Genomic DNA, 12,434 nt, shown 5'->3' on the forward strand with positions numbered 1-12,434 from the left:
AGGGTCAAGGGTGTGCTTCGCGCACCCTGCCACTCCATCCCGGCAGCGGTTGCAACACCAGCACCACACCGGAGAAGCCCAACACCAGAAAACTGAATTCCTGCCAGCGCTGCGCTTGCGGCCAGCCGACACGCACTGCGATAAACATCGCACACGCATACAACGCCATCAGCAACACCTGCCCGCGAAAATCCCGCCATAGACTGACAAGGCCATCGGCCTGTACCAGCACCAAAGCCTGAAAAGTCACGCATGCCGCGGCAAAACCCACCACCGGCACTTCGAATGCATCGGCAACCTCATCGATCAGCAACGGTGCCAGGCCAATCTTGCCCAATACCGGTCGCAAACCAAGATGAATCAACCAGAAGCCGCCGACCCACAACATCTGGGTCAGCTGCCAAAGCATGGCGCCCGCACGTAGCGGGCGCCGGCCTTCAGATGTGACGGACTTCGACAATCTCGTACTCGATAACGCCACTCGGCGTTTTCACGGCGACCACATCCCCCTCTTCCTTGCCGATCAAGGCGCGGGCCAGAGGCGAGCCAACCGAAATCTTGCCGAGTTTGAAGTCAGCTTCATCCTCACCCACGATGTGGTAAGTGACGCTTTCATCAGTCTCGACATTGGCGATTTCGACGGTGGTACCGAAAATCACTTTGCCAGTGTGAGGGATAGTCGTGACATCGATGATGACCTGATTCTGGATCCGGCCTTCGATGTCACGGATCCGCGCCTCGACCATGCCTTGCTGTTCGCGGGCAGCATGGTATTCGGCGTTTTCCTTCAGGTCACCCAACTCGCGAGCCGTACCGATATCCTGGCTGAGCTTCGGACGAACGACCTTGGTCAGATGAGCGTGTTCTTCTTCCAGGGCTTTCGCGCCCTGGACGGTCATTGGGTATTTGATCATGCCTTCAATCCTGCGTGTAGATCCTGCAAGCGGCGTACGGTCTTCTCGGGACCGAACTTCAGCGCTTCACAGATAGCTTCGCCCGCAGCAATGGTGGTGGTGCAGTAGATCTTGTGCTGCAGGGCATTACGACGAATGGAGTAGGAATCAGCGATCGACTGACGGCCTTCGGTGGTGTTGATGATCAGGGTGACTTCGTCATTCTTGATCATGTCGACCACGTGCGGACGACCCTCGGTCACCTTGTTCACACGGCGCACTTTCAGGCCTGCGGCTTCGATCAGCTTGGCAGTACCGGCAGTGGCGACCACTTCAAAGCCCAAGTTGATCAGATCACGGGCCACGCCTGCAACCAGCGGTTTGTCATCGTCACGCACACTGATGAACGCGGTACCGCCGGTCGGCAGCACTTCGCTCGCGCCCATCTGGGCCTTGGCGAATGCTTCACCGAAGGTGTCGCCGACGCCCATCACTTCACCGGTGGACTTCATCTCTGGGCCGAGAATCGGGTCAACGCCCGGGAATTTGGCGAACGGGAACACCGCCTCTTTCACGCTGTAGAAGTTCGGGATGATTTCCTTGGTGAAGCCGATTTCCTTCAGGGTCTTACCGGCCATGACGCGAGCAGCGATCATTGCCAGGGAAACACCGATGCACTTGGACACGAACGGTACGGTACGCGAAGCGCGCGGGTTGACTTCGATGACGTAGATGTCCTCGCCCTGCAGCGCCAGTTGCACGTTCATCAGGCCGACAACGCCCAGTTCCAGGGCCATTTTCTTGACCTGTTCGCGCATCTCGTCCTGGATGTGCGCCGGCAGCGAGTACGGCGGCAGCGAGCACGCGGAGTCACCGGAGTGAACGCCTGCCTGTTCGATGTGCTGCATGATCGCGCCGATCACCACGTCTTTGCCGTCACAGACCGCATCCACGTCCATCTCGATGGCGCAGTTGAGGAAGTGGTCGAGCAGCACCGGGCTGTCGTTGGACACTTGCACCGCATCACGCAGGTAGCGCTTGAGTTCGTCTTCCTTGTAAACGATTTCCATCGCGCGGCCGCCCAGTACGTAGGACGGGCGCACCACCAGCGGATAACCGATTTTCGCGGCAGCGCGAACGGCCTCGTCTTCGCTGCGCACGGTGGCGTTTGGCGGCTGACGCAGGTTCAGGCGCTCAACCATTTGCTGGAAGCGCTCACGGTCTTCGGCACGGTCGATGGCATCAGGGCTGGTACCGATGATCGGTACGCCAGCGGCTTCCAGGGCACGCGCCAGTTTCAGCGGAGTCTGGCCGCCGTACTGCACGATCACGCCTTTCGGCTTCTCGACGCGGCAGATTTCCAGTACGTCTTCCAGGGTTACCGGCTCGAAGTATAGACGGTCGGAAGTGTCGTAGTCGGTGGAAACGGTTTCCGGGTTGCAGTTGACCATGATGGTTTCGTAGCCGTCTTCTCGCAGTGCGAGGGCGGCGTGAACGCAGCAGTAGTCGAACTCGATGCCCTGGCCGATACGGTTCGGACCGCCACCCAGAATCATGATCTTGTCGCGACCGGACGGCGCGGCTTCGCACTCTTCCTCGTACGTCGAGTAGAGGTAAGCGGTGTCGGTGGCGAACTCGGCGGCGCAGGTATCAACGCGCTTGTAGACCGGGAACACTTCCAGTTTTTGACGGTGAGTACGCAGGTTCTTCTCAGTCACACCCAGCAGCTTGGCCAGACGCTGATCGGAGAAACCTTTGCGCTTGAGCTTGAACATCAGGTCGCGGTCGATGGCGGACAGACCGAGGGTCTTGACCTTCTCTTCGTCCTTGATCAGATCTTCGATCTGTACCAGGAACCACGGGTCGATCATGTTCATGCCGAAGATGTCTTCGACGGACATGCCGGCGCGGAACGCGTCCGCCACATACCAGATACGCTCGGCGCCCGGCACGGTCAGCTCGCGCTTGAGGATGCTCATGCTTTCCGGGTTGCTCAGGTCGAGCTTCTCGTCCAGACCGCAAACACCGACTTCCAGACCGCGCAGGGCTTTCTGCAGGGATTCCTGGAAGGTCCGGCCGATGGCCATGACTTCACCGACCGACTTCATTTGAGTAGTCAGACGAGCATCAGCGTTGGCGAATTTCTCGAAGGCGAAACGTGGCAGCTTGGTCACGACGTAGTCGATCGACGGCTCGAAGGACGCTGGAGTCTTGCCGCCGGTGATGTCGTTCGACAGTTCGTCGAGGGTGTAGCCCACCGCCAGCTTGGCCGCGACCTTGGCGATCGGGAAACCGGTGGCTTTCGAAGCCAGTGCCGAGGAACGCGATACACGCGGGTTCATCTCGATCACGACCATGCGGCCGGTGTCCGGGCAGATACCGAACTGCACGTTGGAACCGCCGGTCTCGACGCCGATCTCGCGCAGTACTGCCAGCGAGGCGTTACGCAGGATCTGATATTCCTTGTCGGTCAGGGTCTGTGCCGGAGCAACGGTGATCGAGTCACCAGTGTGCACCCCCATCGGGTCGAAGTTCTCGATCGAGCAGACGATGATGCAGTTGTCCTTTTTGTCGCGGACAACTTCCATCTCATATTCTTTCCAGCCGATCAGCGATTCGTCGATCAGCAGCTCTTTGGTCGGCGACAGGTCCAGACCGCGGGCGCAGATTTCTTCGAACTCTTCACGGTTGTACGCGATACCGCCACCGGTGCCGCCCATGGTGAAGGACGGACGGATGATGCACGGGAAGCCCAGACGCTCGAGGACGGCATTGGCTTCTTCCATGCTGTGGGCGATACCGGAACGCGGGCATTCCAGGCCGATGGATTTCATGGCCTTGTCGAAACGCGAACGGTCTTCAGCCTTGTCGATGGTATCGGCGTTGGCGCCGATCATTTCCACGCCGAACTTCTCCAGAACGCCTTCGCGCTCCAGGTCCAGGGCGCAGTTCAGTGCAGTCTGGCCGCCCATGGTTGGCAGCACCGCATCCGGACGCTCTTTTTCGATGATCTTGGCCACGGTCTGCCACTTGATCGGCTCGATGTACGTGGCGTCAGCCATGTCCGGGTCGGTCATGATGGTGGCCGGGTTGGAGTTCACCAGGATGACGCGGTACCCCTCTTCGCGCAGGGCTTTGCAGGCCTGGGCGCCGGAGTAGTCGAATTCGCAGGCCTGGCCGATAACGATCGGGCCAGCGCCGAGAATCAGGATGCTTTTAATGTCTGTACGTTTTGGCATGGGTTTGTCACTCAAATCCGCAGGTCAGTCGGCAAGCCGTCTTGATCGATTTCTGAAGCCCCGAGGGGCGCCACCGGTATCGGGGCCGCCCTCAAGGGCTTCTCGCTACAGTCTCAAGGCGAACGCTTAGCGTCGCTTGGCCATCTCGTTGATGAAGCGGTCGAACAGGGGCGCCACATCGTTCGGGCCCGGGCTCGCTTCAGGGTGGCCCTGGAAGCTGAACGCGCTCTTGTCGGTGCGCTCGATGCCTTGCAGGGTGCCGTCGAACAGCGACTTGTGGATCGCACGCACGTTGGCCGGCAGGGTCGCTTCGTCAACCGCGAAACCGTGGTTCTGGCTGGTGATCATCACGACACCGGTGTCCAGATCCTGTACCGGGTGGTTGGCACCGTGGTGGCCGTGGCCCATTTTCAGGGTCTTGGCGCCGGAGGCCAGAGCCAGCAGCTGGTGACCGAGGCAGATCCCGAAGACCGGAATTTCGGTTTCCAGCACTTCCTTGATCGCCTTGATCGCGTAGTCGCAAGGCTCCGGGTCACCAGGGCCGTTGGACAGGAACACGCCGTCCGGCTTGAGTGCCAGCACGTCGGCAGCCGGGGTTTGCGCCGGCACCACAGTCACGCGGCAGCCGCGCTCGACCAGCATGCGCAGGATGTTCAGCTTGACACCGTAGTCGTAGGCGACCACGTGATATGGCAGCTCGGACGCTTCGATGGTCGCGTGGCTGTCGGTCTTCAAGTCCCAGACAGTCGAGCGCCATTCGTACTTTTCCTTGGTGCTGACGACTTTCGCCAGATCCATGCCCTTCAGGCCCGGGAAGCCCTGCGCAGCGGCAATTGCAGCTTCTTCGGAAATATTGTCGCCGGCCATGATGCAGCCGTTCTGTGCGCCTTTTTCACGCAGGATGCGGGTCAGGCGACGGGTGTCGATACCGGCGATTGCCACAACGTTGTTGGCTTTCAGGTAGTCGGACAGGGACATCGTGTTACGCCAGTTGCTCGCTACCAGCGGCAGGTCACGGATGACCAGGCCAGCGGACCATACGCGGTCGGACTCGGCATCTTCCGGCGTGGTACCGGTGTTGCCGATGTGCGGGTAAGTCAGGGTAACGATCTGTTGGGCGTAGGAAGGATCGGTAAGGATTTCCTGATAGCCGGTCATTGCGGTGTTGAACACCACCTCACCAACGGTTTGACCGTCGGCTCCAATGGCTTCGCCGCGAAAAATGCTGCCATCAGCAAGGGCGAGTATGGCTGGCTTAGTCAAGAAGACCTCCCGTAAATAACGCATGAAAGGGCAATCGCAGGTTGTAAAAAAGCGGAGTGACGTATGGACACGTCACCCCGCTTCTTCACTGAATTATTCTGCGCGCTTTTAGTGGACACACTAAAGCTGTAGCTTACAGAAAAAGGCTTTTTTGGTCCACCGCTAAAGAGCCTAAAAGGCCGGAGAATGCGACAGGGCGTCACGCGGTGCAGAAAAACCAGCGCAAACCGGGCGTTTACGCTGGGTAAAACAGTCAATCAATGCAGCTCCAGCACGTCCTGCATGTCATACAGACCCGGCTCGCGAGCATCCAGCCACAACGCCGCACGCACCGCACCCTTGGCGAATGTCATGCGACTGGAAGCCTTGTGCGTGATCTCCAGGCGCTCGCCCTCACAGGCGAACAGCACGGTGTGATCGCCGACCACATCACCACCGCGAACGGTGGCGAAACCGATGGTTTCGCGCTCGCGCGCACCAGTGTGGCCTTCACGGCCATAGACCGCGACTTTCTGCAGATCACGATCCAGCGCATCGGCGATCACTTCACCCATGCGCAGCGCCGTGCCCGAAGGCGCGTCGATCTTGTGCCGGTGATGCGCTTCGATGATCTCGATGTCGGCATCGTCGCCCAGCACCCGGGCGGTCATTTCGAGCAGCCTCAGCGACAGGTTGACCCCGACGCTGAAGTTGGCCGCGAACACGATCGGAATATCCTTGCCCGCCTCGGCCAGCAGTTGCTTCTGCGCAGCGTCGAGCCCGGTGGTGCCGATGACCATGGCCTTGCCAGCCTTGCGGCAAAACGCGAGGTTTTTCAGCATCACTTCCGGCAGGGTGAAATCGATCAGCACATCGAACTCTTCAGCCACCGATTCGAGGTTGCCGGACAACGGCACACCGATGCGACCCAGCGAAGCCAGCTCACCGGCATCCACCCCGATCAGCGTACTGCCGGGACGAACGATCGCCGCGGTCAGGCCGGTCAGCGGCGCGCGCTGCTGCACGGCCTCGACCAGAATCTTGCCCATGCGCCCGGCGGCGCCCATCACAGCTATACGTCGCATGCCCGACTCCTTACAGATCGCCGAAGAAGCGCTTCACACCATCGAACCAACCAGTGGTTTTCGGCGAGTGACTGTTGTCATCCGCCAGCGAGCTGCGAAACTCTTCGAGCAGTTCGCGCTGACGACGATTCAGATTGACTGGCGTCTCCACCGCTACGCGGCACATCAGATCGCCCGCACCACCGCCCCGCACCGGCGCCACGCCTTTGCCGCGTACACGGAACTGCTTGCCGGTCTGGGTACCTTCAGGGATTTTCAGTTTGACGCGACCGTCGAGGGTCGGAATTTCCAGCTCGCCGCCGAGCGCTGCATCAACGAAGCTGATCGGCACTTCGCAGAACAGGTGTTTGCCATCGCGCTGGAAGATGTCGTGCTCTCGCACGTTGATCACCACGTACAGGTCGCCAGTCGGGCCACCTTGAGTACCCGCCTCGCCTTCGCCAGACAGACGAATGCGGTCGCCGGTATCGACGCCAGCCGGCACTTTGACCGACAGAGTCTTGTACTCTTCGACGCGACCGTCACCGTGGCAGGAATCGCACGGATCGGAAATGATCTTGCCCTGGCCATGGCAGCGCGGGCAGGTCTGCTGCACCGAGAAGAAGCCCTGCTGCATGCGCACCTGACCGATGCCGCCGCAGGTCGGGCAGGTCGATGGCGACGAGCCTTTCTTCGCGCCGGAACCATCGCATGGCTTGCAGTTGACCAGTGTCGGAACGCGGATATTCACGGTAGTGCCGCGCACCGCTTCTTCCAGATTCAGCTCCAGGGTGTAGCGCAGATCGCTGCCACGCTGGGCGCCGCCACGGGAACCGCCACGACCGCCACCGAAGAAGTCACTGAAGACATCGCCAAAGATGTCCGAGAAATTCTGCCCGCCGAAACCGGCGCCACCGCCACCCATGCTTGGGTCGACGCCAGCATGACCGTACTGGTCGTACGCCGCGCGCTTGCTCGAATCGGACAATACTTCGTAGGCCTCGTTGGCCTCTTTGAACAGTTCTTCCGACGCTTTGTCATCGGGATTACGGTCCGGGTGATGCTTCATCGCCAGACGACGATAGGCCTTCTTCAGGTCTGCATCGCTTGAACCACGCTCTACACCCAATACTTCGTAATAGTCACGCTTTGCCATAAGTCTTTTGCACTCTTGAGGACGTTCGGCAAACCCCTCCTGAGGATGGCCAAACTCGTTGAGCCCCAATACAGGCCCGGACCCAACTCACGTCAATTCAACGATCCTGGTCTTTGTTTCATTTGGTACTTGCGGCGCGAAAAGCAGGAGCATTCCCGGCCATACCAGCAGCAGGCGAACCTTGTCGCATGCTGTAAAAATTCGTGTATTCCAGATACGCCAACGCGGGAGCAAGCTCCCGCGCGGCGACATCCTACCAGTCACCGCCGCAAGGCAGTCAACCGGCCGACCAACAACTTACTTGTGGTCTTTGACTTCTTCGAACTCGGCATCGACAACATCGTCAGCCTTTTCAGCTTTCTCATCGTGTGGCGCCGCGCCTTCAGCAGGCTGAGCCTGTTCGGCGTACATCTTCTGAGCGACCGGAGCCGAGACTTTCGACAGCTCTTCGATCTTCGCTTCGATGGCAGCCTTGTCGTCGCCTTTCACAGCGGCTTCCAGTGCAACCACGGCAGCTTCGATCGCGGTCTTCTCTTCAGCGCTGACCTTGTCGCCCGCTTCGGTAACCATTTTGCGAGTCGAGTGAACCAGTGCATCACCCTTGTTACGGGATTCAGCCAGCTCAGCGAACTTGCGGTCTTCCTCGGCGTTCAGCTCGGCATCGCGAACCATCTTCTGAATTTCTTCATCCGACAGACCGGAGTTGGCCTTGATGGTGATCTTCTGCTCTTTACCGGTCGCCTTGTCTTTCGCGCCGACGTGCAGAATGCCGTTAGCGTCGATGTCGAAGGTCACTTCGATCTGCGGCACGCCACGTGGAGCTGGTGGAATGTCGGCCAGGTCGAACTTGCCCAGGGACTTGTTCTGTGCAGCTTGCTTACGCTCACCTTGCAGAACGTGAATGGTCACCGCGCCCTGGTTGTCGTCGGCAGTCGAGAACACTTGCGATTTCTTGGTAGGAATCGTGGTGTTTTTCTCGATCAGCGCGGTCATCACGCCACCCATGGTTTCGATACCCAGGGTCAGCGGGCTGACATCGAGCAGCAGAACGTCTTTCACGTCACCGGCCAGAACGGCGCCCTGAATCGCAGCACCCATGGCAACCGCTTCGTCCGGGTTCACGTCTTTACGTGCTTCTTTACCGAAGAAATCGGTCACCAGCTTCTGTACCAGCGGCATACGGGTCTGACCGCCGACCAGAATCACGTCGTTGATCGCGCCAACGTCGATACCGGCGTCTTTCATGGCGATACGGCAAGGTTCGATGGTGCGCTGAACCAGGTCTTCAACCAGCGCTTCGAGCTTGGCACGCGAAATCTTCACGTTCAGGTGCTTAGGACCGGTAGCGTCTGCAGTGATGTACGGCAGGTTTACATCGGTCGACTGAGCGGACGACAGCTCGATCTTGGCTTTCTCAGCGGCTTCTTTCAGGCGCTGCATGGCCAGCGGGTCACCTTTGAGGTTCATGCCGCTTTCTTTCTTGAATTCGTCAACGAGGTAGTCGATCAGACGAATGTCGAAGTCTTCACCGCCGAGGAAGGTGTCACCGTTGGTGGCCAACACTTCGAACTGGTGCTCGCCGTCAACTTCAGCGATCTCGATCACGGAAACGTCGAAAGTACCGCCACCCAGGTCATAAACGATCACGGTGTGATCGCCCTTGGCCTTGTCCATACCGTAAGCCAGAGCCGCTGCGGTTGGTTCGTTGATGATACGTTTAACGTCCAGACCGGCGATGCGGCCGGCGTCTTTGGTCGCCTGACGCTGGCTGTCGTTGAAGTAGGCCGGAACGGTGATCACCGCTTCGGTCACAGGCTCGCCGAGGTAGTCTTCGGCGGTCTTCTTCATCTTCTTCAGAATTTCAGCCGAGATTTGTGGCGGTGCCATTTTCTGGCCGTTCACTTCAACCCAGGCGTCGCCGTTGTCAGCCTTGGCGATTTTGTACGGGACCATCTTGATGTCTTTCTGTACGACTTCTTCGTCGAACTTGCGACCGATCAGACGCTTCACCGCGTACAGGGTGTTGTGCGGATTGGTCACTGCCTGACGCTTGGCCGACTGACCAACGAGGATTTCACCATCGTTGGCGTAAGCGATGATCGACGGCGTGGTACGCGCGCCTTCGGCGTTTTCGATAACTTTGGCTACGCCGTTTTCCAGCACGGAGACGCAGGAGTTGGTAGTCCCCAGGTCGATACCGATAATTTTGCCCATGTTCACTCTCCCGAAACTTTGGATTTTGTTGCCGCAGCAGTGGTGGCTAACTGCGGTAATACTTAAACACTTGACTTCTAAATGGGGGCCTTGCGGCTAATTTCAAGCCTTCTCGTCAATCGAAGGCGAAATTGGCGCAGGCGCCTTGCTGACCACAACCATGGCCGGACGCAACAGGCGACCATTGAGCTGATAGCCCTTCTGGAACACCTTCAGAACGCTGTTCGGTTCGACGTCGGCGCTTTCCTGCATGGCCATCGCCTGATGGTGAACGGCGTTGAACGGTTCGCCATGCGGATCGATCGCTTCAAGCTGATAACGCTTGAGGGTGTCGTGGAACATTTTCAGGGTCAGCTCAATGCCTTCGCGCATCGGACGGATGCTTTCGTCGTCCGGGCTCGACAGCTCGAGGCCGCGCTCCAGGCTGTCGACGATCGGCAGCAGGTCACCAGCGAATTTTTCCAGCGCAAACTTGTGCGCTTTTTCGACATCCTGCTCGGCACGACGGCGGACGTTCTGCAGATCGGCAGCTACGCGCAGCGACTGATCCTGCGCGGCGGCCAACTGCTCTTCGAGCACTTGTACACGGGTCGCCAGGTCGTCACCCGAAGTCTCGGGCGCCTGATTGGCTTCTGGATTTTGCGTATCTACTGTCTGTTCGTCAGCCATAGAATTCTCCTTTCAATTACGTCCGCGAGCTGTACTCGCGCTTCTGCCCCGATATATGGGGCCGCAAAATCAGGCTTCAAGGGCCTGCAATGATTAACCCTACAAAAAAGTGCTGCATTGTCATTCCCGCTCGGACTAAGCATTTGATCGGATCAAGCGAATCGAGCTAAGCGAGGGCATTGTCAGCCCGAAACAAAACACTGTATAAATAACCAGACCTAAAGCCTGGGAGCGGCCTTTATGCTGGTGCACCTGTCCGTACACAACTACGCCATCGTTGAACATCTCGATCTCGAACTTGATCGCGGGATGAGCGTGATCACAGGGGAAACCGGCGCCGGCAAGTCGATCATGCTCGACGCCCTGGGCCTGACCCTCGGCGATCGCGCCGACAGCGGCGTGGTTCGCCCGGGCGCCGACAAGGCCGACATTCTGGCCACCTTCGACCTGGTCGACATTCCCGAAGCCCATGCCTGGCTGGCCGAGCGCGATCTTGAAAGCGATGGCCCGTGCATCCTGCGCCGGGTTATCACTGCCGAAGGCCGTTCGCGCGGCTATATCAATGGCACGCCCTGCCCGCTCGGCGATCTCAAGGCCCTCGGCGAACTGCTGATCGATATCCACAGCCAGCACGAACACCAGTCCCTACTGAAAACCGATACACATCGCCGCCTGCTCGACGAATACGCCGGCGCTACCGATCTGGCCCGTCAGGTTCAACTCGCAGCGCAGCGCTGGCGTCAGACCCGCCAGGAGCTGGAGCGACTCTCCAACTCCGGCGACGAACAACGCGCGCGCCACCAACTGCTCAGCTACCAGCTCGAAGAACTGGAAAACCTCGGCCTCGGCGAAAACGAGCTGGAACAGCTGGAGCAGGAACACAAGAACCTGACCAACGCCGAAACCCTGCTCGGCATTTGCCGACAGGTGGTCGAGCAGTGCAGCGAAAGCGATTCCGGCAACGTACTGAATGCACTGACCGCCAGCCTCAATCGCCTGTCGAGCGTGAACAACTCGGTTGGCGCACTGGGCGAAGCCAGCAGCCTGCTGACCAGCGCGCAGATCCAGGTCGAAGAAGCCGTGGGCGAGCTCAATCGCTTCCTCGACAACTTCGATGCCGACCCGGCGCGCCTGCAATATCTGGAAGAACGCCTCGACGCGATTTACACCCTGGCCCGCAAACACCGGATACAGCCGACCGAGGTCGGCGAAATGCAGCAGAAGTTGCTGGATGAGATCGAAACGCTCAACGCCAATGACGAATCCATCGAGCGCCTGGGTGAAGAACTGGCGTCCTATGCGCGCCACTATCAGGAAAAGGCCCGAGAGCTGAGCGACTTGCGCCATCAGGCAGCCGGCAGCCTTGCCAGCGCCGTGGAACAGGAAATCCAGCGCCTGGGCATGCCGGGCGGGCGCTTCACCATCGAATTGCGCGCCAACAGCAGCGACGAACTACAGCCTAATGGCCTGGAACAAGTCGAACTGCTGGTCAGCGCCAACCCCGGCCAGCCGCTGAAGGCACTGGCAAAAGTGGCCTCCGGTGGCGAGCTGTCGCGGATCAGCCTGGCGATTCAGGTGATCACCGCACAGACCTCACGGGTGCCGACCCTGGTATTCGACGAAGTGGACGTGGGCATCGGCGGGCCGACAGCCGAAATCGTCGGCCAGTTGTTGCGGCGGCTTGGCGATCGCGGGCAGGTGCTGACCGTGACGCACTTGCCGCAAGTGGCGGCGCAGGGCCATCAGCATTTGTTTGTGCACAAGGTGCGTGGTGAACAGGCGACTCACACCGCCGTGTCCAAGCTGAGCAAGAACGACCGTATAGAAGAAGTGGCGCGGATGCTGGGCGGCATCGACCTGACCAAAGAGTCTTTGGCTCACGCAAAGAAAATGGTCGTTACCGCAAAAGTTTAAGCGCAGCAGAAAGCACGAAGGCGACCCTTGGGTCGCCTTCGTT

At 59.4% G+C, this 12,434-nt stretch carries 9 protein-coding genes; 1 reads left to right on the plus strand and 8 read right to left on the minus strand.

All coding sequences use genetic code 11. The annotated features are described in order from the left end of the window. Positions 1–4: 4 nt before the first annotated feature. The 8 genes from BW33_RS06865 to grpE form a co-directional block, all read right to left on the minus strand. Complete coding sequence (locus BW33_RS06865; protein ID WP_047597932.1) at positions 5–409, minus strand: hypothetical protein; 405 nt, start codon at positions 407–409, stop codon at positions 5–7. A gap of 28 nt (positions 410–437) precedes the next feature. Next, the gene (gene greA / locus BW33_RS06870; RefSeq protein ID WP_003221530.1) at positions 438–914 is read right to left on the minus strand and encodes a transcription elongation factor GreA; all 477 of its coding nucleotides are present in this window, start codon (positions 912–914) and stop codon (positions 438–440) included. After that, a complete protein-coding gene (gene carB / locus BW33_RS06875) occupies positions 911–4,132 on the minus strand; it encodes a carbamoyl-phosphate synthase large subunit (protein WP_047597933.1) in 3,222 nt (1,073 codons plus the stop codon). Before carB ends, greA begins: the two co-directional genes overlap by 4 nt. 126 nt (positions 4,133–4,258) lie before the next feature. Next, on the minus strand, positions 4,259–5,395 hold the full coding sequence (carA, locus tag BW33_RS06880; protein ID WP_027610776.1) for a glutamine-hydrolyzing carbamoyl-phosphate synthase small subunit: 1,137 nt from the start codon (positions 5,393–5,395) through the stop codon (positions 4,259–4,261). Between the two features lie 257 nt (positions 5,396–5,652). Further along, positions 5,653–6,459 carry a 4-hydroxy-tetrahydrodipicolinate reductase gene (gene dapB / locus BW33_RS06885; RefSeq protein WP_047597935.1) on the minus strand — a complete coding sequence of 269 codons (807 nt, stop codon included), beginning with the start codon at positions 6,457–6,459 and terminating at the stop codon, positions 5,653–5,655. Between the two features lie 10 nt (positions 6,460–6,469). Then, on the minus strand, positions 6,470–7,594 hold the full coding sequence (dnaJ, locus tag BW33_RS06890) for a molecular chaperone DnaJ (protein WP_003221522.1): 1,125 nt from the start codon (positions 7,592–7,594) through the stop codon (positions 6,470–6,472). Positions 7,595–7,891: 297 nt separating this feature from the next. Next, a complete protein-coding gene (gene dnaK / locus BW33_RS06895) occupies positions 7,892–9,808 on the minus strand; it encodes a molecular chaperone DnaK (protein WP_003221521.1) in 1,917 nt (638 codons plus the stop codon). 102 nt (positions 9,809–9,910) lie between these two features. After that, positions 9,911–10,477, minus strand: a complete 567-nt coding sequence (gene grpE, locus BW33_RS06900; protein WP_007961425.1) for a nucleotide exchange factor GrpE — start codon at positions 10,475–10,477, stop codon at positions 9,911–9,913. A gap of 240 nt (positions 10,478–10,717) precedes the next feature. On the opposite strand from grpE, the gene recN reads away from it, so the two are divergent. Next, a complete protein-coding gene (gene recN, locus BW33_RS06905; RefSeq protein WP_047597939.1) occupies positions 10,718–12,391 on the plus strand; it encodes a DNA repair protein RecN in 1,674 nt (557 codons plus the stop codon). Positions 12,392–12,434: the final 43 nt, after the last annotated feature.

Origin of the sequence: Pseudomonas sp. RIT288 (genome assembly GCF_000631985.1) — a bacterium.
Classification (GTDB): Bacteria; Pseudomonadota; Gammaproteobacteria; order Pseudomonadales; family Pseudomonadaceae; genus Aquipseudomonas.